The sequence below is a fragment of the Streptomyces sp. NPDC026673 genome (assembly GCF_040638135.1).
Classification (GTDB): domain Bacteria; phylum Actinomycetota; class Actinomycetes; order Streptomycetales; family Streptomycetaceae; genus Actinacidiphila.
In genome coordinates this window covers 25,348-47,686 of sequence record NZ_JBEZXR010000057.1, presented here as the reverse complement: position 1 = coordinate 47,686, position 22,339 = coordinate 25,348, and the positions used below count along the sequence as shown (strand labels likewise).

Annotated in this window: 22 protein-coding genes and 1 pseudogene; 8 read left to right on the top strand and 15 right to left on the bottom strand. The window is 71.4% G+C overall.

What is annotated here, in order from left to right:
- Nucleotides 1–148 precede the first annotated feature (148 nt).
- The 3 genes from AB0F62_RS30540 to AB0F62_RS30530 form a co-directional block, all read right to left on the bottom strand.
- Entirely contained in the window at nucleotides 149–511 is a 363-nt protein-coding gene (locus AB0F62_RS30540) for a hypothetical protein (protein WP_361806367.1), read from the bottom strand.
- A 64-nt stretch (nucleotides 512–575) separates the two neighbouring features.
- A complete protein-coding gene (locus AB0F62_RS30535; protein ID WP_361806364.1) occupies nucleotides 576–1,190 on the bottom strand; it encodes a transposase in 615 nt (204 codons plus the stop codon).
- Nucleotides 1,100–1,639 carry a winged helix-turn-helix domain-containing protein gene (locus tag AB0F62_RS30530; protein WP_361806412.1) on the bottom strand — a complete coding sequence of 180 codons (540 nt, stop codon included), beginning with the start codon at nucleotides 1,637–1,639 and terminating at the stop codon, nucleotides 1,100–1,102. Before AB0F62_RS30530 ends, AB0F62_RS30535 begins: the two co-directional genes overlap by 91 nt.
- A gap of 1,029 nt (nucleotides 1,640–2,668) precedes the next feature.
- On the opposite strand from AB0F62_RS30530, the gene AB0F62_RS30525 reads away from it, so the two are divergent.
- Nucleotides 2,669–3,253 (top strand): hypothetical protein, encoded by a 585-nt coding sequence (locus tag AB0F62_RS30525; RefSeq protein WP_361806361.1) that lies wholly within the window; start codon nucleotides 2,669–2,671, stop codon nucleotides 3,251–3,253.
- On the opposite strand, the gene AB0F62_RS30520 is transcribed toward AB0F62_RS30525, so the two are convergent.
- A complete protein-coding gene (locus AB0F62_RS30520) occupies nucleotides 3,140–3,427 on the bottom strand; it encodes a DUF1905 domain-containing protein (RefSeq protein WP_361806358.1) in 288 nt (95 codons plus the stop codon). The two genes, AB0F62_RS30525 and AB0F62_RS30520, sit on opposite strands and share 114 nt — an antisense overlap.
- Before the next feature lie 233 nt (nucleotides 3,428–3,660).
- Between AB0F62_RS30520 and AB0F62_RS30515 the strand changes: the two genes are divergently transcribed.
- Complete coding sequence (locus AB0F62_RS30515) at nucleotides 3,661–4,476, top strand: SAM-dependent methyltransferase (RefSeq protein WP_361806355.1); 816 nt, start codon at nucleotides 3,661–3,663, stop codon at nucleotides 4,474–4,476.
- Nucleotides 4,477–4,528: 52 nt separating this feature from the next.
- Here the strand turns inward: AB0F62_RS30515 and AB0F62_RS30510 are convergent, their stop codons facing one another.
- Entirely contained in the window at nucleotides 4,529–5,437 is a 909-nt protein-coding gene (locus AB0F62_RS30510) for a helix-turn-helix transcriptional regulator (RefSeq protein ID WP_361806352.1), read from the bottom strand.
- Between the two features lie 89 nt (nucleotides 5,438–5,526).
- Entirely contained in the window at nucleotides 5,527–5,763 is a 237-nt protein-coding gene (locus AB0F62_RS30505) for a DUF397 domain-containing protein (protein WP_361806349.1), read from the bottom strand.
- 172 nt (nucleotides 5,764–5,935) lie between these two features.
- Here AB0F62_RS30505 and AB0F62_RS30500 point away from each other — a divergent pair, with 172 nt between their 5' ends.
- On the top strand, nucleotides 5,936–6,397 hold the full coding sequence (locus AB0F62_RS30500) for an ATP-binding protein (RefSeq protein ID WP_361806346.1): 462 nt from the start codon (nucleotides 5,936–5,938) through the stop codon (nucleotides 6,395–6,397).
- Between the two features lie 115 nt (nucleotides 6,398–6,512).
- On the opposite strand, the gene AB0F62_RS30495 is transcribed toward AB0F62_RS30500, so the two are convergent.
- Complete coding sequence (locus tag AB0F62_RS30495) at nucleotides 6,513–7,331, bottom strand: inositol monophosphatase (protein WP_361806343.1); 819 nt, start codon at nucleotides 7,329–7,331, stop codon at nucleotides 6,513–6,515.
- 394 nt (nucleotides 7,332–7,725) lie between these two features.
- On the opposite strand from AB0F62_RS30495, the gene AB0F62_RS30490 reads away from it, so the two are divergent.
- Both AB0F62_RS30490 and AB0F62_RS30485 read left to right on the top strand, forming a co-directional pair.
- A complete protein-coding gene (locus AB0F62_RS30490; RefSeq protein ID WP_361806409.1) occupies nucleotides 7,726–8,685 on the top strand; it encodes a 2-hydroxyacid dehydrogenase in 960 nt (319 codons plus the stop codon).
- A 328-nt stretch (nucleotides 8,686–9,013) separates the two neighbouring features.
- Nucleotides 9,014–9,913 carry a LysR family transcriptional regulator gene (locus tag AB0F62_RS30485; protein ID WP_361806340.1) on the top strand — a complete coding sequence of 300 codons (900 nt, stop codon included), beginning with the start codon at nucleotides 9,014–9,016 and terminating at the stop codon, nucleotides 9,911–9,913.
- A gap of 68 nt (nucleotides 9,914–9,981) precedes the next feature.
- Here the strand turns inward: AB0F62_RS30485 and AB0F62_RS30480 are convergent, their stop codons facing one another.
- Entirely contained in the window at nucleotides 9,982–10,599 is a 618-nt protein-coding gene (locus AB0F62_RS30480) for a CGNR zinc finger domain-containing protein (RefSeq protein WP_361806337.1), read from the bottom strand.
- A gap of 64 nt (nucleotides 10,600–10,663) precedes the next feature.
- On the opposite strand from AB0F62_RS30480, the gene AB0F62_RS30475 reads away from it, so the two are divergent.
- Nucleotides 10,664–11,596, top strand: a complete 933-nt coding sequence (locus AB0F62_RS30475) for a 2-dehydropantoate 2-reductase (protein WP_361806334.1) — start codon at nucleotides 10,664–10,666, stop codon at nucleotides 11,594–11,596.
- Between the two features lie 23 nt (nucleotides 11,597–11,619).
- Here AB0F62_RS30475 and AB0F62_RS30470 read toward each other — a convergent pair whose 3' ends face one another.
- Nucleotides 11,620–13,050 (bottom strand): alpha/beta fold hydrolase, encoded by a 1,431-nt coding sequence (locus AB0F62_RS30470; RefSeq protein ID WP_361806332.1) that lies wholly within the window; start codon nucleotides 13,048–13,050, stop codon nucleotides 11,620–11,622.
- Nucleotides 13,051–13,227: 177 nt separating this feature from the next.
- On the opposite strand from AB0F62_RS30470, the gene AB0F62_RS30465 reads away from it, so the two are divergent.
- Nucleotides 13,228–13,488: a phosphopantetheine-binding protein gene (locus tag AB0F62_RS30465; protein WP_361806330.1), complete on the top strand. Its 261-nt coding sequence runs from the start codon at nucleotides 13,228–13,230 to the stop codon at nucleotides 13,486–13,488.
- A gap of 89 nt (nucleotides 13,489–13,577) precedes the next feature.
- Here AB0F62_RS30465 and AB0F62_RS30460 read toward each other — a convergent pair whose 3' ends face one another.
- The 6 genes and pseudogenes from AB0F62_RS30460 to AB0F62_RS30435 form a co-directional block, all read right to left on the bottom strand.
- Nucleotides 13,578–14,354, bottom strand: coding sequence for a class I SAM-dependent methyltransferase (locus tag AB0F62_RS30460; protein ID WP_361806327.1), 777 nt, complete (start codon nucleotides 14,352–14,354; stop codon nucleotides 13,578–13,580).
- A 151-nt stretch (nucleotides 14,355–14,505) separates the two neighbouring features.
- The gene (gene sthA / locus AB0F62_RS30455) at nucleotides 14,506–15,909 is read right to left on the bottom strand and encodes a Si-specific NAD(P)(+) transhydrogenase (RefSeq protein ID WP_361806325.1); all 1,404 of its coding nucleotides are present in this window, start codon (nucleotides 15,907–15,909) and stop codon (nucleotides 14,506–14,508) included.
- 132 nt (nucleotides 15,910–16,041) lie between these two features.
- Nucleotides 16,042–17,286 (bottom strand): glycosyl hydrolase, encoded by a 1,245-nt coding sequence (locus AB0F62_RS30450; RefSeq protein ID WP_361806322.1) that lies wholly within the window; start codon nucleotides 17,284–17,286, stop codon nucleotides 16,042–16,044.
- Nucleotides 17,287–17,720: 434 nt separating this feature from the next.
- Entirely contained in the window at nucleotides 17,721–19,025 is a 1,305-nt protein-coding gene (locus AB0F62_RS30445; RefSeq protein WP_361806319.1) for an MFS transporter, read from the bottom strand.
- A gap of 514 nt (nucleotides 19,026–19,539) precedes the next feature.
- Nucleotides 19,540–19,779 (bottom strand): annotated as a pseudogene (locus tag AB0F62_RS30440) (IS5/IS1182 family transposase); the annotation flags it as partial.
- 337 nt (nucleotides 19,780–20,116) lie between these two features.
- A complete protein-coding gene (locus AB0F62_RS30435; protein ID WP_361806316.1) occupies nucleotides 20,117–20,602 on the bottom strand; it encodes a helix-turn-helix domain-containing protein in 486 nt (161 codons plus the stop codon).
- A gap of 100 nt (nucleotides 20,603–20,702) precedes the next feature.
- Here AB0F62_RS30435 and AB0F62_RS30430 point away from each other — a divergent pair, with 100 nt between their 5' ends.
- A complete protein-coding gene (locus AB0F62_RS30430) occupies nucleotides 20,703–22,298 on the top strand; it encodes an MFS transporter (protein ID WP_361806313.1) in 1,596 nt (531 codons plus the stop codon).
- The last annotated feature ends 41 nt before the right edge of the window (nucleotides 22,299–22,339 follow it).

The window sequence follows — 22,339 nt, the reverse complement described above, 5'->3', positions numbered from 1 at the left end:
GTTTCCCCCCTCGGGAATAGAGGAGTGGAGGCGTAAACTCGTCGTCCCCACCGACGAACTTCGACACTACTGAACTTGAAATCGTGATGTCGGTCGACTCGTGGTGACGGCGTCAGGTCCGAGACCGCCTGCTGTTACCGGCTCGGGTTCAGGACGGTGGCTGTAGCCAGCGCCGCGCCGCGGCGAGATTCACCTCGACGTCATCGCTCCAAGTGCAGACCTCCAGCCATGAGAGGTAGCCGCCTTGCGCGAAGACCAGGACCTCGCCAGGGCACTCGCCGGTTTCGGTGAACAGCTGCACGTCGGCAGCCACGACGGTGCCGGGGCCCGTTGGCGCGGGCTCCACCGCGTCGGAGTCAAGGTCGAAGTAGGCAGTGCCGCAACCGCACTCACAGCGGGCTTGCACCCTGAGTCGAGGCACCTGCCGTCGGAGGGCGACGTGAACGGGCTCGTCCGGGTTCAGGACGAGGTCAAGCACGTCGGCTACGTCCTCGGGCAGGCTGTCAGTCATGCCGCCACCGTAGCTGACCAGCAGCTTTGGGCTTCGAACAATTTCGGGTCGGTCGACCCCACGCTCACAAGTCCAGGGCCAGTTCGGTGCCGGCGAGGCAGCCGTCGATGGACTCAGGTCGGTACTGCAGCATCTTCAGTTTGCGCTTCACGGCGCGGGTGATCTGGCCGAGGTCGGCCGCGGCGAGGTTGCCGATGTCCCGCTTGACCAGCGACCAGACGCCCGCGGTCGGGTTCAGATCCGGGGCATAGGTGAGCAGCTGGAACACGGTGAGCCACTCGGCGTTCGCGTCGATGAACTCGCGCATGCCGGCCGTCAGCTGCAGGCGGACGTTGTCCCAGACCAGCACGATCGGTCCGCCGAGCTGGATGCGAGCGCGGACGATCAGGTCGCGGAAATCGCGCCAACCGAAGCCCTTCGGCTCGTCCTTGCGGCCCCGGTACTCGCGGATCGCGTAGATCAGCCGGGACCGCTGGCCCGGCTTGTAGCAGGTCATGCCCGCCATCGACACGCGCCCGGAGCCGCGGCCCCGCACCCTCACGACCGGGGTCTGACCGATCCGGCCCCAGGTCCTGGCGCGCGGCGGAGTCATCGACTGCCCGGCCTCGTCCTCGAAGACGATCCAGGCGTTGCTCTCCGCCGCGGTGCTCTTACCCGCGGCCAGATCTCCTTCTTCCACACCTCGACCGCGTCGTCATCGCGCTCGATCGCCCGTCGAGTGGGCTGCTGCCAGCTCCAGCCGTGGCGCTTCAGTAGCCGCCAGGTGCCCTCGACCGTGTCGGAGATGTGGAAGAGTCGGCCGATCAGCGTCTTGATCCGTGCCAGGGTCCACCGCTGGTCCGCCCAGCCGTGAGCCAGTGGACCACGCTCCAACTCCTGCTCCAGCCTGGCGATCTGGGCTTCACTGAGTCGGGGTCTTCCCGGCGACCCCTTCGACGGGACTCCCGCCTCGCCGCCCTCGCGCCAGGCCCGGCGCCACCGCTCGACCGACCGCAGGCTGACCCGCAGGGCAGCGGCAATCTCCGCGTTCTTCTGCCCGCCCTTGAAACGCTCCAGGGCCTGGAGCCGTAACTGCTCCCGCGTGATCCTCTCGGCGTCGGTCAGCCCGACGCCCTGCGCATACCTCACACCCAACGGCTATCGGTGCCGACGGCCAGCTGTCAGGCGAACGGCACCGACATCAACCAATCAAGTTCAGTAGCGCGAACCAGAACACATAACACGGGACTGCGCCGCGAAGTTAATTCTGCCTGAAATTGCAGAAAGGGGAAGGGCCACCCGTGGCGGCACGATGAGCCCGGGAGGTGGGCAGGGCACCGGGGCGCCCTGGTGTCTTGTGCCGACTCCCTGTCCGTGGTCGACCTGCCGACCGGCGCCCACCAGTTGGCGTTGGGCGCCGACGCGACCGGCCAGGTGCCAGCGGAACTCGCCGCCCTGCTGTTCTGACCCGGGGTAGTTCAGTGGGTGTCCCGAACAACCCGGTTCATCGGCCCTGATCCAGGGCCCGGTGCATGAAGTTGTTCGCCCGCGTGCCCGCGTGCCCGGGTGCCCGGGTGCCCGGGTGCCATACGCGCTTGGCGTAGACGGTCCGGCCGTCCACGTCGAACTTGAGAGCCTTCGCTCGGCGCGGCCTGATCAGGTGGGGGGCGGGTGCCGACCAGGACGTACCGCACCGCGGGGTGGTCGCAGATGATGAGGCCCTGGAGCCCGCGCGGCCCCTCCTCGATCCGCCATGCCACGTAGTCGCCCATGGAGCCGGGCGCCTCGCGCTCCGCGACGTCGGCGACCCTGCCAGTGTGTCGGCGGAGCTTGCGCTCGGCGATGCCTCCACAGGCCCGCAGGAGCCGCGCAATGCGCCCCGGGTCAACGCCGTCCAAGTGGGTGGAACTGTCCCCGGGCAAGCGACCTCAGACGAAGCTGTGGACGGACCGGCACGTTGAGCACCGGGGAGAAGCCGAGTGCGGTCATGGTCTGGACCCCGGTGCAGCTCGGGACGTTTCTCGATGAGGCCCTGAGCAGCCGCCTGTATGCGTTCCTCCACCTGTTCGACTTCCGAGACCTGCGCCACGTCGAGGGCGCCGGGGCGGACTGGCGCAACGTGGACCTCGATGGCAGTGCACTCACCGTGGGGAAGGAGTTGTCGTTGACTCCTGGGAGGTGTTCGAAGACGACCCGAAGACCGAGGAGTCCGCGGGCACGATCGCCCTCGACTCGCTGAACGTGAGCGTCCTGCGGGAACACCGGGCGCGGCAGCTCGCCGAGCGGGATGGCTGGAACCGGAAGGTGGCGGAGGACGCAGTGGACTGGCAGGACACAGGGAAGGTGTTCACCGGGCCCGACGGCACGTGGCTCCACCCGGCGAAGGTGAGCGGCGAGTTCCGGCGGATCCACCGGCGAGCAGACCTGCCCCCGATCAACCTCCGCGACCTCCGGCACTTGGCGGCGACCCTCGTCCACGCCGGCGGCGGCGATATCCACGCGGTCAAAGCGACGCTGCGGCACTCAACGATCCGGCTGACATCGGACACGTACACCGAGCTGCTGGAGGAGACGGACCGGGCGATGGCGGAGCGAGCCGCCGGTCGGGATGTCCTCGAGGTTTCACGCCCGCGCATCGGTCGGCGGCGGTCAGAGGCGCACGGTCATCCTCACCGTCACGTCGTCGCCCGCCGTGAGACCCCGCGGCTTGCGCACGGCGTTCTTCAACGGCAGCAGATAGCCGCCGTCCTTGGGGAAGAGTGACGTGGTGAAGACGGTCTCGCCGATCCGGGCCTCGACGGGGATCACGCCCCAGCCGTACGTGGCCATCGCCGCCACCTCGCGGATGTGGGCGGACTCCTCGTCGGGAACGGTGGCGAACCAGTACGGCGACGGCCCGCGCCATTCGATCACACGGGCGGCGAAGACGAACTCCATGGGGTCGGTCCCGTTCCTCCGGGGGCGAGGTCGCCTCAGCGTACACGCGCGGCCGGGAGGGGAGGGGGATACGTCCCTTTGACTCGGAACTGATGGGCTTTCAGAGGGCAAACACGGTGCCGATCAATTGACTTCCCATGGGTGAAAGCGCAGGGCAACGAGGTGACTTGAGCCTAGAATGAGACTTCCGCGATCACCCGCGTTCAGGGCGTGGGCAGGACTGTGAGGGGCCGATGAGCCAGGAACGAGAGCCGCTGCCGACCGCGATCGACACGGGGATTCCCAGCGTCGCGCGGATGTACGACTTCCTGCTCGGCGGCAAGGACAACTACGCCGTCGACCGCGAGGCCTCCGAGGAGCTGCTGAAGGTCGTCCCGAGTACGAAGGAACTCGCCGTCAACAACCGCCGGTTCCTGCAGCGGGTGGTCGGCGTGCTGGCCCGCGAATACGGGATACGGCAGTTCCTCGACCACGGATCCGGCCTGCCGACCCAGGACAACGTGCACCAGGTCGCCCAGCGCGTCGACCCGGCCTCGCGCATCGTCTACGTCGACAACGACCCGATCGTGCTGGCGCACGGCCGGGCGCTCCTTGAGGAGAACGAGAACACCGCCGTCATCCAGGCCGACTTCCGCGACACCGACGGCATCTTCGGACACCCCGAGGTCGAGCGGCTGATCGACTTCGAGCAGCCGGTCGCCGCGCTGTTCGTCTCGGTGCTGCACTGCATTCCCGACGAGGATGATCCGGCGGGTCTGGTCAGGCGCGTCGCGGAGCGGCTGGCGCCGGGGAGCTTCCTCGTGGTGTGCCAGCTGGTCAGCGAGGACAAGGCGGTGCGCGACTTCGTCACCGAGTTCATGGACGCCAGCACCCAGGGCAACTGGGGCCGGGTGCGCCAGGAGAGCGACGTCCACGGCTTCCTGGACGGCCTGGAGATCCTGGAGCCCGGTCTGCTCGAGGTCTCGACCTGGCGCCCCGACACCGATCTGGCGCCCCGTCAGGCCACCCAGGAGTGGATCGAGTTCGGCGGGGTCGGCCGCAAGTCCTGAGTTGCCGGGGTCCCCGGGGCCGGCTGCTCGCCGGCCCGGGGCCCGCGTCACATCAGGACAGCTGCTTCAGGAAGTCGCTCAGGAAGCCCGGGGTCCGGACCGGCGGCTCGGCCTCCGCGCTCAGCCGGTCCATGACGGCGAGGTAGTTGTCGACGTCGTCCTGCTTGTCCAGGTAGAGCGAGCTGGTGAGCTGCTCCAGGTAGACGATGTCCGGCAGGTCGGGCTCCAGGAAACGCAGGATCGTGACCGGTCCGCCCGCGGTGGCCAGGCCGCCGACGCTGAACGGTGCGACCTGCAGCGTCACGTTCGGCAGCGCGGCGACCTCCATGAGCCGCTCCAGCTGACGGGACATCACATCGGCGCCGCCCAGCGGGCGGCGCAGCGCCGCCTCGTCCACGACCGCCCACAGCCGCGGGGCGTTGGGCGCGGTCAGCAGATGCTGGCGCTCCATGCGGAGTGCGACCCGCCGCTCGATCTCGACCCCGGACGCCCGGGGGTGCCCCAGCCGGATGACGGCGCGGGCGTACTCCTCGGTCTGCAGCAGGCCGGGGATGAACTGCACCTCGTAGGTACGGATGACGGAGGCGGCCTCCTCCAGGCCCACGAGGGTCTCGAACCAGCCGGGCAGCACATCGGCGTACCGGTGCCACCAGCCCGGCGTGTTGGCCTGCCGGGCGAGCCTCAGGCAGTCCGCGCGCTCGTTCTCGTCGGTCACGCCGTAGAGGGTGAGGAGGTCGGCGACGTCGCGCTCCTTGTACCCGACGCGGCCCAGCTCCAGGCGGCTGATCTTGGCGTGGGAGCCACGGATCGCGTCGCCGGCCGCTTCGCGGGTGATGCCCCGGGACTCCCTCAGCCTCCGCAGCTGGGTACCGAGCACGATGCGCAGAACCGTCGGGCCACCCCGTGGGTGCTCCAGGTACTGCCTTATCGACGGTTCGTTGCTCGGCCGCGTCGCGGTCATGCCGGCTCCCGTGGTGACTGGGCGGACAGCCAGTGTCTCACTGAGTGGCGCCCGAATACAGCCGCATCTTATGGCATGCCGACGGTTTGTCAGCCTGCCATGTCGTCAAAATCCCCGTCCTTGACACCGCCGAGGAAGGCCTCGATCTCCGCACGTGTGTAGATGAGCGCAGGTCCGCCCGGGTGGCGGGAGTTGCGCAGGGCGAAGCCGCCGTCCGGAAGCGCGGCCAGCTCGACGCAGTTGCCGCTGGGGTTGCTGCGGCCGCTCTTCCTCCAGACCGCGCCCTCGATGTCCGTGGCCGGTACGCCGTTGTCGAACTCCCGCATGGCAACGCCTCCTTGACGGGCATCTGCACGTGCATCTGCACGTGCAGATGTACTTACTCTTGCACTTACGACTGTAATTGCAGATGTGCTTGCACGGGTAGGGATCCGACCGGGATAGTGGATCGCGCAGACAGCACCGCGCCCCCCGCCCGACAGCTCTGCGGAGTTCTCGATGACCACGCATCCGGCGATCCCCCTCGACTTCGGCCTGACCGAGGACTCCGGGTCGCGCTTTGCCGCTTGCGGCCTGAGCGGTGACCTCCTCGCGGCCGGCGCCGCACGGCAGTTCACGCGGGCGACCCTGAGCAACTGGGGCATGGTCGCGATCGTCGACACCGCGTCGATCGTCGTGTCGGAGATGCTGACCAACGCCGTGCGCTACGGCCTCGACGACCCCGCGTACGCGCCGCTGTCCAGCCGGCCGGTCTGGCTGGGGCTGCTCCGCCGCGGTGAGTCCGTGCTGTGCACGGTCGCCGACCCCGGTTCGGGCATCCCGGTGGTGAAGGAGCCCGACTGGTTCGCCGAGACGGGGCGGGGGCTGCACATCATCGACTCCCTCAGCGAGTCATGGGGGTGGACTCCGCCCGACGAGGCGGGCAAGTCCGTGTGGGCGCTGGTCTCGGCGCCCATCTGACCTACCGCGCGGCGGCGTCGGGCGGAGCCCGCGTCGCGCGCGGTCGGGGAACGGGGGGCCGAAGGCGCCGCGGCGGGGCACCGGGGGGATGCCTCGCCGCGGCCGTGCTTCCCCGTCAGGTCGCCGCCGCGGTGGACCGCAGCACGTCCAGAACCTGGCTGTGAACGTGGCCGTTGCTGTAGACGGCCGCGCCTGACGAGATGCCGCGTTCGCCGTCCAGGTCGGTGACCATCCCTCCCGCCTCCTCGACGATGGGGACGGCGGCGGCGATGTCCCAGGGGCCGGCGGCCATGTGGAAGAAGGCGTCGACCGTTCCGGCGGCCACCAGCATGGCTCCGTGGCAGGCGCGGGCCCAGTTCGACAGCGGACCGCCGCCCGCGCCGAGTTCGATCAGGCGCCGTCCTGCCGCGGTGCGCCGGGGTGGCACCCAGCCGCCGAGCGGCCACAGGGCGATCGTCGCCCGGTCGAGTGTCGCGATGGAGCTGACCGCCAGCGGTTCACGCAGCCCGCGCGCTTCGTCGGCGGGCGAACAGGTCCAGGCGCCGGCAGAGCGCGAGGCCCACCAGCGTCGCCCGAGCGCGGGTGCGGAGATCATGCCGGTGACCACCTCGCCGTTCGCCTCGACCGCGAGGAGAGTGCTCCACTGGGGCCGGCCGGCCGAGAAGTTGGCCGTTCCGTCGATCGGATCGAGAATCCATCGCCGTGCCGCGCTCCCGTGGCTGCCGAGTTCCTCGCCGATGACGAGATCGCCGGGCCGGCTGTCCCGAAGCTCGTCGCGAAGGGCCTGTTCGACCTCGCGATCGGCCTGGGTGACCGGACTGCCGTCGGCCTTCGTCTGTGTCGGTACGGCCCCTGCGGCGAAGTACTTCAGGGAGATGGCGTCGGCCGTGTCGGCCAGCCGCCTGATGAGCCCAAGATCGTCGGTCGCGGTCATGGACACGAGAGTCTAGGGGTGCCCTGACGGCGGGCGTCGTCCGCGGGCATCGTCCGCCCGGGCAGGTGGTCTGGACCGGGTCGAGCCGGAGAGGCTTTTTTACCTTCCACAGAGAAGGAATTCATTTGCCTTTTACGCCGTGCTCCGCAATCCCGCCGCATTCGACGTGATGCCCATCACCCGCGTGCCGCGGCGATCGGGTGCGGCGGAAGGTGTCGTCGTCCATGTGTTAGCGTTTCGAAGGTTCACGTGGTGACAACGATGTCAGCAATTCGGGTGCCGCGGACTCCGTCGTCCGCGACGAGAAATCCCCTGCCCCTTGATGGCGGCACTTCCGGGGACGCCCGGCGTGGCGAGCCTGTTGTCAGCGATCCACAGAAAAGCGCATCGAATCATGCATGAAGGCCGTACGGTCTGGCTTCCCTATCGCTCCGGCGAATTTTCCGGTCCGCTTCCCGAGGGCCTGTCGTATCACTTCTGGGACGGTCTTTCGGCCTTCCCGAGCGATCCCGGGGAATTGAATTTCCTCGTGCTGCCCCCGGTGCCCGCCAGGCAGCAGGAGATCCTGAACCGGGTGGTGCCGCGCGTCGGCCGCCTGGAGGTTCTGCAGGTCCTGAGCTCGGGACACGACTACCTGGAGCCCTTCCTCGGGCTGCTTCCCCCCGGCACCCGGGTGGCGACGGCGAACGGGGTGCACGGCGAGGCGACGGCCGAGCTGGCGGTGACGCTGCTCCTGGCCTCGATGCGCGGCCTCGACGACTTCTCGCGCGGGCACGCGCTGGGCCAGTGGCGGCCCGGCGTCTTCCCCACGCTGTCCGGCAAGAAGGTCCTGGTCGTCGGCCAGGGCGCGGTCGGCAGGGCGGTGGCGGCCAGGCTCGTCCCGTTCGGCTGCCGGGTCGTCCGGCTGGCGCGCACCGCGCGCGACACCGCCGACGGCCGGGTGCACGGCTTCGCCGACCTGCCGGAACTGCTTCCCGGCGTGGACGCCGTGGTGCTCTGCGCGCCTCTGACGGACGAGACGCGCGACCTCATGGACGCGTCGAGGCTGGCCCTGCTCAGGGACGGGGCCATCCTGGTCAACGTCGCCAGGGGCGAACTCGTCGACACGCAGGCCCTGGTGGCGGAGGTGGGGAGCGGGCGGTTGCGTGCCGCCCTGGACGTCACCTCCCCCGAGCCGCTGCCCAGCGGACATCCGCTGTGGTACCTGCCGGGAGCGCTGATCACCCCGCACGTCGGGGCGTTCACCGACGCCTTCACACCCGCCTCGCTCGCGTTCCTGACACGTCAGCTGGACCTCTACGCCCGCGGCGAGTCGCCCGCGAACCTGGTGCCCCTCATGGCCGCCGCGCACTGACCGTTCCGGTTCGATTTCCACCGGCCGCTGATCCGGTCCCCGAGGTGAGCGCACATCCTCACCTCACATCCTCACCTCGGGGCGGGTCGGTGACGTCTCGGCCGGCGCAGGGTCGCCGCGTCGATCGGCGCGCACAACCCGTCGGCTGTTCGCCTCGGGTGCGCGGGACCTCGTTTCCGCGGGGGTGGCGGGTGTTCCGGGAATTCGGAAGACCTCGCGCGGACCGGTCGGCGCAGGGAATCGCCCACAGGGGTCGGTGAATACCGCCCCAAGGAATGCGCCGGGCCTGTCGGCGGCTTCCTTCCGTACGGCGTGGTGTGATGTCCGGATGGAATTGCGGGAGCTGCGCGTATTCGTCGCCGTGGCCGAGGAGGGCGGGATGTCCGCGGCGGCTCGGCGGCTGCACGTGAGCCAGTCGGCGCTGTCGCAGACCGTCACCGCGCTGGAGCGCCAGCTCGGGGTCAAGCTCCTGGTGCGGTCGAGCACCGGGGTGCGGACGACGGAGGCCGGTGCGGTCCTGCTCTCCGAAGCGCGGGCCGTCATCGCGCGCCACGACCAGGCCGTGCGGACCATGGCCGCCCTGACGGCGCAGGGCGCGGACACCCTGCGGCTGGGCATCCCGCTGGAGCTGCCGGCCGATCTGCTGACACCCGTACTGGCCGAGTTGTCCCGGGCCTGTCCCGACACCCGGGTGCTGGCCCGTCATCTGCCGACCGCGGCCCAACTGGCGGCGCTCCACGCCGACGAGCTCGACGTCGGCCTGATGCGCGAACGCCCCGCCGGGCCGGAGTTCGACGCCATGCTGGTGGTCCGCGAGAACCTCGGGGTCCTGCTCGCCGCCGAGCAGGCCGCCGAACTCGCCGGCCCGCGGGGCGTCCGCCTGGAAGCCCTCGGCGGACTGGAGTGGATCGGCTTCCCCCGCTCGGGCAGTCCCGCCTGGTGGGACGAGATCACCTCCGTCCTGCGCGGCCACGGCCTCGAGATCGGGCCTGATCCGGGGGAGGGGGAGCCGGTGATCGCCGAGGTGAAGCTGGCGGCCGTGACCACCGGGCGGGCGTTCGCGCTGGCCCCGCCGAACTGGGCGCAGCCGATCCCCGAAACGGTCGTGTGGTCGCCGCTGGTCGGCGACCCGCTGGTCCGGCGGACCTGGGCCGTGTGGCCCGCCCATTCGCGCCGGCGGGACGTCGGCCACTTCATCGCCGCCTTCGAGCAGCCGGCCTCCCCATAGCGGCCCGCCTTCCCCTAGCAGCCGCCCTGCCCATGGCGGCCGGGCGGGCGCCGAGCGCGTCGGCGGGCCTACGGGGCCGGTGCCGAAGCGCGGCGGCGGTGCCGTGCGGCCTTGGCGTTGTTGCCGCACCGCTCCATGGAGCACCACTTGCGGGGCCGGCCGTGACCGGGGTCGAGGTAGACCATGCCGCAGACCTCCGCGTCGCAGGTGCGCAGCCGCTCCCGCAGACGTGGCTCGGTCACCAGCGCGATCAGGTCGCGGGCCGCGGAGGAGAGCAGTTGGGCGGCCGACAGCGGTGCCGTCCCGGCGGCGGGACGTCCCTGGGCGTCGACGAGGAGCCGCGGGGCGGGCGGATCGACGCGGGCCAGGTCGTTCAGGAGGTCCACGGAGTCCGGTCGCGGCGCACGGCCGTCGATGGCCGCGGTGGCGACGTCGTGGGCGGCGGTGCGCAGTCCGCGGAGGGCGGCGAGCAGGGCCGTCGGGTCCTCCCCGTCCCGCAGGGTCACGCCGACGCCCCGGCACCAGGCGCGGAGGCGGTCGGCATCGCCGAGCCGTTCCACGGGGGTGCTGGGGCGGCGCCCGACGGTGGCGACCAGGTCGAGCGCCAGCGACCCCGCGTCGAAGCGCAGTTCACGGACCCTGGCCGTGGTGCGGGTGCGGGGAGTGGCCGGATCACGCTCGCTCATGTGAGAATAGTAACCCTTGAAACGGTTACTCAACCCTGAGCGGTGACCGGGAAGGGAGCAGGCCATGCGCATCGCGGTCGTGGGAGCGGGAGGAGTCGGGGGCTACTTCGGCACGCGTCTCGCGGAGGCCGGCAACGAGGTGACCTTCGTCGCCCGAGGCCGGCATCTGGAGGCGATCCGTGCCAACGGGGGCCTGGTCGTCCGCAGTCCGCTCGGGGAGTTCCGGGCACCGTCCGACCGGTTCGTGCCGGCCCTCGCCGACGTCGGTCCCGCCGACGTCGTCCTGGTCGCGGTGAAGCTGTGGGACACCGAGGACGTCGCGGTGGGGCTGCGCGACCTCGCCGCCGCCGGGGCGCGGGTGATCTCCCTGCAGAACGGCGTCCAGAAGGACACCGTGCTGCGCGAGCACCTGCCTCCCCGGACCGTGTGGGGCGGGGTCTGCTACATCTCCGCCGCCATCGAGGAGCCCGGCGTCATCGCCCACCGAGGCGGCATGCAGAAGCTGGTGTTCGGCCCGTACGACGGCGAGGACGGCGCCCGGGCGGAGGAGTTCCGCGAGGTGTGCGCGAAGGCGGGGGTCGACGCGGAGGTCAGTGCCGACATCGCGCGCGCCGTGTGGGAGAAGTACGTGTTCCTCACCGGCCTGTCCGGCACCACCTCGGCCGTGCGCCAGCCGATCGGCGTCGTCCGCCGCGACCCCGCCACGCGCGCCCTGCTGCGCGATGTGATGGCGGAGGCCGCCGCCGTCGGGCGGGCCTCGGGCGTCCACCTCGACGAGTCGTTCGTGGAGGAGCGACTCGCCTTCTGCGACACGCTGCCCGCGACGATGACCTCCTCCATGCACCATGACCTGGAGCAGGGCAACCGGCTGGAACTGCCCTGGCTCAGCGGGGGCGTCGCCGACCTCGGCCGCGCGCTCGGCGTCCCCACGCCCCGCAACCGCACCGTGGCGGACATCCTCGCGCCCTATGTGCAGGGCCGGCCGCGGGTGGAGTGAGCGGTGAACGGCGGCACGCGCGGTCAGCGCACCGAGAGCTTCTCCTGCAGCCAGTCGAAGACGACCTCGCAATGCTGCTGCGGGGCCATCGGGGAGCAGTGCAGCTGCGCCCCGGTGGCGGCCGTGAGCCGCACGTAGTCCTTGGGCGCGGTGAGCCCGTCGTACATCCGGCGCGGCTGACCCGGGTAGAACTGCTCGAACTCGTAGTCCAGCACCAGGGTGGGCGCCTTGATCCGGCCCACGACGTCGCCGATGTCCAGTGACGAGATGAGCCGGGCGGGGGTGTGGAAATCGGTGAACATCCTGCCCTCCCGCGCCTCGGTCATGGCCTGGACGGAGAAGGGCTCGAAGCGCTTCTTGAGCGTGGCGGCGTCGGACGGGTCGAGGTCCGGGACCACCTCCTTGTTCCAGATGGCGTTCGTCCGCTCCTTGTCCGGGGTGAGGATCCGCCGGATCTCCGGGGGGAAGCCCAGCCAGGGGGACACACAGCCGGGCATCGCCACCAGGGCGGCGATCCGGTGGTCGAAGGCGGCCGCCCGGGGCGCCAGGTTGCCGCCCATGCTCAGCCCGGTGAGGGCGATCCTGCCGGGGTCCACGTCGGAGCGCTCCCGCAGCCAGTCGATCAGCGGGGTGACGACCCGCTCCCACCGCGGGGTGAAGACCACCTGCTCCACGAAGAGCAGCTGGCCCTGTCCCGGCCCGTCGTAGACGAGCGCGTTCCAGCCGCGCTCCAGGGCGGCCGACACGCCGTAAGTCCACATGTCGACGTTCTGGCCGTCGCTGCCGTTGGTGAGGATGACGGTGGGCCGCCGCCGGTCCGCCTCGTCCGGCCGGAAGAACCACACCGGCATCCGCGTCTTCCCGTACGCCACGCCGGCCGTCACCGGGGCCGGATCGCAGCGCTCGCAGAAGGCGTCCCAGGCGCGGCGCCCGGCGCGGTAGAGCTGCTCCTCGCTCCCCGGGTCCTCGGAGCCCAGGACGAAGAACAGCGCCTGGCCGTAGTACTGGGCCGCCCGCAGCGTCCGGAAGCGCGCGGTCTGGCGTCCGGGGGTGCCGCCCCGGGGCGTCGTCAGCAGCCGGTCGCCCAGCTCCCTGAAGGTCCGGGTGTACGTCTGCGCCGACGGGCCGGCCTTGGTGACGGCGTTCACCGCGGTGAGCACCTCGCCCACCTCGGCGGAGCCGTAGCCGGCCGCGCCCAGGGCGAGGAGCGCGCTGAAGTTGAGGCCGGGGTCGTCGAAGAGGGTCATCACCCCGGGTGTGGGGCCGCCGCCCGGGCCCGACGCGGACGCGGTCGCGGACGCCGTGGTGGGGCGGCCGGGCGAGGGCGAGTCCGCGGGGGAGGCGCCCGAGGGCGTGCACCCGGCGGCCATCAGGGCCCCGGCTCCCGCCGCCAGGCCGGCCAGCGCCGTGCGCCGGGTGGGCACGGGAGCGCCGTCACGCGAAAGGTGCGTCATGCCAGCCGAACGTACGAGCCGCGGCCCGGCCCACCGCCCCACGACACCGGCCGTTCCCCCGAACGGCCCGCCGCGGTGGGCGGGGCCGGTACGGCGGGCGGGGCCGCGCATCCCGTGGTGTGGTTCGCGGCGGTGGCGGGGTAGACGGATCGGGCAGTCGACTGAGGGGAGAGGAACATGGCCGAGGACGTCGCCGGGATCGTGCGCGCGGTGGTCGCCCGATGCGCGGACGTGCCGCCCGAGGAGATCGGCCCGGACACCACGTTCGTCCACCTGCGCCTGGGCGACCACGCCAAGCAGCGCGCCGCCGACGCCGTGGAGCGCGAGGTCGGCGTGATGCTGCTCGCCGACGACGTGGAGCGGATGGGCACCGTAGGCGACCTGGTCGAGCACGTGGCCGGCAAGCGAGCCGAGCAGGAGGCCGCCGAGGCGCCCTGAGGGACGTCCGGTGCGCCCCGCCGTCCCCGTCACGGCGTCGGCGGGGAGTGGAAGAGCCCGTCGGGCCGTACCGGGCACCGGAGCCCGGGTCAGGCGACGTGGACGCGGATCTTCGACTGCCCGTGGCCGCGCCGCTCCCAGTCCTCCATGAAGCTCGCACGCAGCCCGTGCCGTGCAGCGAGGTCCACGAGCGTCCGGGTGCGGTAGTAGAAGTCCTCGCGCAGCACCTGGTGTTCCTTCCCCTCGGTGCGGTCGAACGTGAAGTCGAACCACCCGCCCGGCGCCAGGATCCGTCCGACGTGGGCGAGGCATTCGTCGATGACCTCCAGCGGCGAGTGCGAGAAGACGCTGTGCGCGTGGACCACGTCGAAGTGGCGGTCGGGGAGGAAGTCGAAGGTCAGGTCCTGGGTGAGGGTGAGGTAGGGGAGTTTGGGCTGCAGGCCCTGAGCGGCCAGGGTGCGCTTGGCGGCGATCAGGATGTCGGGCGAGATGTCGATGCCGTAGTAGTGGCCGGCGTCGAGGTATTCGATGAGGAGCCGGCCCGCGCGGAGGTTGCCGCAGCCGATGTCCAGCAGCCGGTGACGCGGTGACAGGCCGTGCTCGCGCAGGTAGCCGAACTGCATCTCGCCGAGTGCCAGCCAGCGGTCGTGGCTTTGGCTGCCGACGGCGGCCTCGGGATCCCGGGCCGTGTCGCTGGCCATGACGGCGCGGTAGTACGCCACATGGTCCCGGTGCCGGTGGGCGAGCCAGCGGTCGCGTGCGGCGCGGCGGGCGTAGGCGGCGACACGAGTGGGATGCCGGATGGCGTAGCCGACCTTGTGCGTGAGGCTCGTCCGGTCGACCCGGAGGTTCTTCCTGGTGGCCATGGCGGGTGCTCCCTCGGAGGGTCACGGGGCACGGGTGTTCCGTCCCCTCTCGGGAGGCTGCCACGCGGCGCCCCCGTCGTTCCCCCTCCGAACGGGTGGTACCGGTGTGCGGGGCGCCCCGGCCGGACGCCCCGCACACGACGGCCCGGCGTCAGCCGGTGAGGCGGTTGATCTGGCGGAGCTTGTTGGTGGCGTCGAGGGCGGCGACCTTGTACGACTCGGCGAGGGTGGGGTAGTTGAACACGGCGTCGACCAGGTAGTCGACCGTGCCGCCGCAGCCCATCACGGCCTGGCCGATGTGCAGCAGTTCCGTCGCGCCGGTGCCGAAGCAGTGGACGCCCAGCAGTGTGCGGTCCTCCGTGGAGACCAGCAGCTTCAGCATGCCGTGCGAGTCGCCGATGATCTGGCCGCGGGCCAGCTCGCGGTAGCGCGAGATGCCCACCTCGAAGGGCACGTTGTCGTCGGTGAGCTGGTCCTCCGTACGGCCGACGAAGCTGATCTCCGGGATCGTGTAGATGCCGATCGGCTGCAGCCCGTGCATCGCGTTCACCGGTTCGCCGCAGGCGTGATAGGCGGCGAGCCTGCCCTGCTCCATCGAGGTGGCCGCGAGCGCCGGGAAGCCGATGACGTCACCGACGGCGTAGATGTGCGGCACGGAGGTGCGGTAGTGCTCGTCCACGGATATGCGGCCGCGCTTGTCGGCGCTGAGGCCGGCCTTGCCGAGGTCCAGGTCGTCGGTGAGGCCCTGCCGCCCCGCGGAGTACATGACGGCGTCGGCGGGGATCTTCTTGCCGCTCTGCAGGACGGTCAGCGCGCCCGTGGGGTGCCGCTCCACTGCCGCCACGGTCTCCCCGAAACGGAAGGTGACGGCGAGGTCCCGCAGGTGGTACTTGAGCGCCTCGACCACCTCGACGTCGCAGAAGTCCAGCATCCCGTCGCGCTGTTCGACCACCGTCACCTTGCTGCCCAGCGCGGCGAACATCGAGGCGTACTCGACGCCGATGACGCCGGCGCCGACGATCACCATGGAGCGCGGCACCCGGTCCAGATTGAGCACGCTGTCGGAGTCCATCACCGTGCGGTCGTCGAACTCCACCGTCGACGGGCGGGCCGGCCGGGTCCCCGTGGCGATCACGATGTGGTCGGCGGTGACCAGCACTTCCCGCCCGGAGGGGTCCTGCACGGCGACGGTGTGGTCGTCCGCGAAGCGGCCGGTCCCGGTGAGCATGGTGACCCGGTTGCGGGAGAGCTGACTGCGGATCACGTCCACCTCGCGGCTCACCACGTGCTGGGTGCGCGCGGTGAGGTCCGCGATGGTGATGTCCTCCTTGAGGCGGTAGCTCTGGCCGTACAGATCCCGCTGCGTGAGCCCGGTCAGGTAGAGCACGGCCTCACGGAGCGTCTTCGAGGGGATGGTGCCGGTGTGGATGGAGACCCCGCCGACCATGTCGGGGCGGTCGACGACGGCGACCCGGCGGCCCAGCTTGGCCGCGGCGATGGCGGCCTTCTGGCCGCCCGGGCCGGATCCGATGACGAGCAGGTCGAATTCGGTCACCGGACGAGTCTGTCAGGCCACGACGGCCCGGGGAAAGGGCTGCCGGGGATGTGGACACGGCGTCCCCCGAGCCCCCCGGCGCGGGTGGGGAACCCGGGCCGGGGGGCCCGCCGGGGGACGGGCGCAGGGGGCTCAGCGAGCCTCGGCGGCCGTGACGACCTCCGTGATGCCGCGCGCGGCCAGGTGCGCCGCGTCGTCGGCCCGTTCGGCGAGGACCAGGGCGGGCCGCGCACCCCGGGCGGTGAGCGCGGCCCAGGCCTCGAACACCTCGCCGCCGGGGGCGCATCCGGCCCGGTGGGGCGCGGTCGGGCCGTCCCCGGCGTCGACGACGAGCGCGGTCGTCCGCGGCCGCGGCGCGTACCCGCGGTCGCGCAGCTCCGCGACGGCCCGGGCGACGGCGGTGCCCGCGGGCTTGACCTCCCGGTCGTTGGTGAGGAGCCCGAGGGTGTACTCCAGTTCGGGGAAGTCGGCCAGCGACCGGGCGACGTCGTGCGAACACCACCAGGTGACGCCCCACACGTCCTCGCAGTCCAGGGCATTGGCGATGGTGGCGGTGGCGAAGGCCGCGGCGTGCTCGGGCGGCACCACCGGTGCCGGCGCGCCGACCTCCTGCAGCCAGACCGGGCGGTGCGGATCGGTGGCCCAGGCCTTGGACAGCTCGATCAGGTACGCCGCGTGGTGCTCGGTGGCCACGCCCGTGTGCCCGTGGCGCTGGGCCGTGCCGTTGAACACCCAGGAGTGGACGGCGGTCGCGAAGCCGAGCCGGGCGGCCTGCGAGGGGGTGAAGGCGTGGCCGTCCTGGTACCAGGCGGCGTCGTACTCGGCGTGCAGATGCAGCTTGCCGGGGGCGCCCCGCTCGCAGGCGTCGAGCATCAGGCGCAGCCAGGCCTCCGCCTCGGCGGGCCCGATGGGGTCCGGGTCCGGGTGCGGAGGCCCGGAGAACTGGTTGATCTCGTTGCCGACCGTCATGCCGAGGAAGTTGGGCCGGTCGGCGAGCGCGGCGGCCAGCGTACGCAGGTACTCGGCCTCGGCGGCGACCACGTCGGGGTCGGTGAAGATGTTCCGGCGGTGCCAGGTGCCCGTCCATGCGGGCAGGAAGTCGAAGCTCGACAGATGGCCCTGCAGACCGTCGACGTTGACGTCCAGGCCGTGCTCCGCGGCCGCGTCGACCAGAGCGGCCAGCTGCTCCACCGCGCGCGGCCGGATCAGGGTGCGGTTGGGCTGGAACAGCGGCCACAGTGGGAAGACCCGGATGTGGTCGAGCCCGAGTCGGGCGATGGAGTCCAGGTCGGCGCGGACGGCGTCGAGGTCGAAATCGAGCCAGTGGTGGAACCAGCCCTGACTGGGCGTGTAGTTGACGCCGAAGCGCGGTGTCATGGCGGTTCCCGTGATCGTGCGGCCTGGGGCGGGTGCGCGGCGGCGGAACCGGTGCTCGCGGGGCGGTCGGGGGATGTCCGTCCCGTGATCGGCGCGGCTGGGGGAGTCGCCGCCGGCGCCCACGACAAGGTGACATCGCGTCCCCGGAAAGTCAACTCACGTCCGAACAGCGGCATTTGCCGTCACGAAGGGGCAGGTCGCGGCCGTGCGGGCGGAATGCGGCCGTGCGCGCTAATGCGCTTTAGGGGTCTGCGGCTCAAGCGCTTTAGGCCGACCGGCGAATGGCGGGCTGCCTGACGGCTGGACGCTCTGAGCACGAGACGGGCACGGGCATGAGCGATCATGGAGTTCTCTACGCTCAGTGATCACGGGCCCGCGCCCGTCGGGCAGCCGCCGGACGCTGTCGGTGAACCAGGCGTGCGGTGTCCGGGTGCTTACGATGTCGGGGCCCTTTCCGCAGGCATGTCCTGCATCGTCCGCAGCGGTGAGAAAACGACGAAGAGCGCGGCGCTCCAGGTCCCCAGCACACAGATCCACAGCGTGGTGCGCAGCCCCAGCGCGCTGCCGAGGGCCCCGCCGAACAGCGCCCCGATCGGGATCACGCCGAGACAGATCCACATGAAGGCCGCGTTGACCCGCCCGAGCAGGTGGGACGGGGTGATCTGCTGCCGGTACGAGATCGCCGCGATGTTGTAGAGGCCGGCGTTGGCGGAGAACGCGGCGAGACCGAAGCCGTACAGCAGCAGGCCCCAGCCCGGCCGGGCCAGGGGCATGAGGGCGTACAGCGGACCTGGCACGGCCATGGCGACCCAGATGATGCGGGCCGTACCGATCCATCGGGAGAGCCGGCCCGCCACGGCGCCGACGGCCAGGCCGCCGACGGCGCTCACGCTGAAGACGAGGCCGACGGCCGGCGGCGAGGCGTGCAGCTCGCGCACGAGGAACGTGACCTCGATCGAGCTCTTGGCGATGACGAAGAAGTTGGAGGTCGCCGTGCAGGCCAGGATGGCAAGCAGGATCGGACGGCCGCGGATGAAGGCGAGGCCTTCGTTCATCTCGGCCCGCAGCCGGAGCCGCTCCCCGCCGCCGTCGGGCGTCCCGGCCGCGAGCGGCCCCTTGGGCGCATCCCGGAGCATCGAGAGCGTCACCGCGCTGACGAGGAAGGCCAGACCGTTGCTGAAGAAGGTGCGGGCGGTGCCGACGAGACCGATCAGCAGACCGCTGATCGTCGGCCCGATGAGCTCGGCGAACTCCTGGCTCATCACAATCCTGGCGTTGGCGTCGACCAGCTGGCCCGGTCCGGACAGCCTCGGGAGCATGCTCTTGTACGCCACGTTGAACAGCACGGTGAACACACCGCAGATGCCGACGACCACGTACAGGTACCCGAGCGTGAGCTCCCAGGCGAGCGCGGCCAGCGGCAGCGACAACATCAGCGCCATCCGAACCAGATCGCACACGACCATCAGCTTCCGCTGGTCGACCCGGTCGGCCAGGATCCCGGCGGGCAGCGAGATGAGCAGGTACGGGAGCCAGCCGAGGAAGGACAGCAGGGATATCTGGAACACGCCGGCCTGCAGCGTGGTGGCCGCGAGCAGCGGCACCGCGACACCGGAGATCCGCGAGCCCAGCTCGCCGACTGTCTGACCACCCCAGAGCAGGAGGAAGTTCCTACTGCGCCACAGCGGGACGGCGGGCGCGGATGCGGGCGCGGCCACAGGAGCGGCCAGGTCGGTCACGGAATCGGTTCCTTCCGTACTCGTTCGGGCAGCGGCCGGACACGCAGGTGCTTGAACCACTGACGACGGTGGACGCGAGCCGCGCCGGCGGCTTGATCATGACGGCGGAGCCTACCCCGCGGTGGCCCACCCATCTGACCAGGACCGTCGACGCCCACAGGTACTCGGCCAGGCGTGCGGATCGCCGCCTCCTTCCTGGACGCCCTCGGCATCCGCACTCCGCAGTCCACGCGCTGGGCGCAGCTCCTCGACGGCGCGCAACGCGGACGGCACCTGGGGCATCGGGCCCGAGACGCCGGTGCGGAGCGCCGGAAGCCCTCTGCCTTGATGCCGCTGAACTCGCCCCTGCCCCACCGTGAAACGGTGTGTCGGCTCCTGCTCGACGCACAGCGCGATACCGGCGGCTGGAGCCAGACGGACACGCGCTCCCATGCCGCGCCTTGAAGCCGACCGGCAATCGGATCACTTGAGGCGTCGGGTGGTGGAGCGCCCGTCCGAGCGATGGCCGCTTGGGGGCGTGGACCTGCTCTGATACGCCCATCCGCGAGGAAAGTCTGACGCGGTGTCGGATGGTGCGGTCGGAGCAGCCCGGACTGGCGATGTGCTCGTATCCGGTGCCGTGGACCAGGGCCCACACGATGTGCTCGAAGATGATCCGGTCGGGAACTCGGCGTCGGTGGCAGCCCAGCGGGTGGGTCGGCGCGTACGCGTCGCGCGTGGGCAGCAGGCGATCACTGACCGCAGAGAACTCCATGATCACTCAGGCCCGTGCCCGTCTCGAGCTCAGAGCGTCCGGCCGTCAGGCTGCCCACCATTCGTCGGTCGGTCTCAGTGTGCGACGCGCCCCGGCCGGGGGATACGGCTGCCCGCGCGGTGCCCGCGCCGTGCCGCCGGGGGCGGGCGCGGCACCACGGGCTGTTCCGAGGGTCAGGGCGCCGAGGTGACCTGCCGAGCCCTGGACGGCGCCGAGTCGCCCACCGCGATCATCCACGACAACGATGTGATGGCGGTCACCGGCGCCTCCGGCCGCCGCACATCGGGGGAACCGGCCGGGCCGCCCGGGGGCCGCCCGGCGAGCGGCGCCGCGGGCGTCAGACCGTCGCGCTCGCGGTGGGGCGGGGGCGGGCGCTGGGGCCGGGGCGGCGGTCGACCTCGTCGGAGGAGGCGAGCACGTGGCCCTCGTCGCAGACCAGCCGGACCCGTACGGGCGCGCCGCAGTCGTGGTGGGTGGTGAGGAGGGAGGGGCCCTCGGGGTCGGCGAGGTACTTGTCGCCCCACTGTCGCAGGGCGGTGATCAGCGGGTACAGGTCACGGCCCTTCTCGGTGAGCACGTACTCGGAGCGGCTCCGGGCGCCGGGCTCCCGGTATGCGCGCTGTTCGAGCAGACCCTGGGTGACCAGGCCGTTCAGCCGGTCGGTCAGCACCGAGCGGGACACGCCGAGGTGCTCCTGGATGTCACTGAAGCGCCTGACCCCGCGGGTGACCTCGCGGAGGACCAGCAGCACCCAGGAGTCGCCCACGAGGCCGATGGCACGGCCGACGGAGCAGTTGGAGACGTCCTGGTCGAGGTATTCCATGGTCGGATCCTACCTGAGTTCGCGAGAAGAACTCAGGAGTGGTAGCGTTCCGCCCGTAGCTAGGTTCGAAAGTCGGACTCAGCTCAGGAGGGAACACTTCATGACGAGCGCGAGCGCGAGCGCCACCGCGGCCACGGCCGTGACCGTGGGTGCGGCCACAGCAGGGACCGCCGCGAGGACACCGGATCCGGGGGAGTCGAGGAAGCGCTGGATCGGCTTCGTCGTCGCGAGCCTCGGCCAGATGGCGATGTTCGTGAACATCACCCAGACCGCCGCGGTCCTCGCCCCGCTCCAACAGGACCTGCGGGTTTCGGGTGCGGCGTTCGTCTGGATCGCCGGCATCTACTCGATGATGGTCGCCAGCTTCGTGCTCTCCGCCGGCACCGTCGGCGACCGCTTCGGCCGGCGCCGCGTCTTCGCCCTCGGCATGCTGCTGCTCGGCACGGGCAGCCTGGTCACCTCGCTGGCCTCCGGCGCCACGGGCGTCATCGCCGGCCAGGCCCTCATGGGACTCGGCGGCGCCGCGATCCTCCCGAACAGCCTCTCCCTGGTGACGCACATGTTCGCGGAGCCGCACGCCCGCACCCGGGCGGTCGGCATCTGGGTCGCCGTCTCCGGCATCGGCCTCGCCTTCGGCCCGGTGGCCGCGGGGCTGATCCTGGAGCACTGGTCCTGGCACGCGGTGTTCCTGGTCAACGTGGTGCTCGCCGTACTGGTGCTGCTGCTCACGCCCCGCTTCGTCACCGAGAGCCGGCAGGCCGGACGCCACCTCGACCCGCCGGGCCTGGTGCTCGCGGTCGCGGCCATCGGCGCGCTGAACTACGGCCTGATCGAGGGCGGCCACACCGGCTTCGGCACCGCCAAGGCGATCACGGCCTTCGCCGTCGCGGTCGCGGCGCTCGTCGTCTTCGTCGTGCACGAGGCGCGCACCCGTACGCCCATGCTGAAGCTCCGGCTCTTCCGCGGCCGCTCCTTCGCCACCGCCAACGTCGTCGCGATGATCGCCCAGTACGCCTTCGTGGCCACCGCCTTCGCCCAGGTGCTCTACTTCGAGCGGATCCGGCACGAGTCGATCCTCGACGCGGGACTCCTGCTGCTGCCGATCATGGGCTCCTACGTGCTGGTCAGCTATGTCGCCGCGGCGATCGCGCGCCGGATCGGCTTCAAGGCCACCCTCGGCGCGGGCGCGGCGCTCGCCGCGGCGGGGGCGCTGCTGATGACCGCCCAGACCCCCACCTCGTCGATACCCGTGATCGCGGTGCTGATGGCGATGTTCGGGGCCGGCGCCGGTCTCGTCCTGCCGCCGAGCACGGCCGTGGCCGTCATCAGCGTCCCGCTCACGGACGGCGGCATGGCCAGCGGCACCGTCAACCTCTTCCGGCAGGTCGGCGGCACACTCGGGGCGACCGTCACGGGCACCGTCCTCACCAGCGGGCTCGCCTCCCGGCTGCCCGGCGAACTCGCCGACCGCGGAGTGTCCGCCGCCGTGGCCGAGCGGGTCACCCAGGCCGTCGGCAGCGGCGCACAGGGCTCCGCACTGCCGGCCGCCCTGCGCGACACCGTCACCGCGTCCGTCGGCGACGCCTTCTCCGGAGCCCTGCACCTGGCCGTGCTCATCCCCGGCGTGGGCCTGGCGGCAGCCGCCGTCGCGGCCGTCGTCCTCATCGGCAACCGTCCCGCTCCGCCGGCCCACTGACCCCGCGCACACGCGCACGTCACAGGAGGAACAGGAGAGTC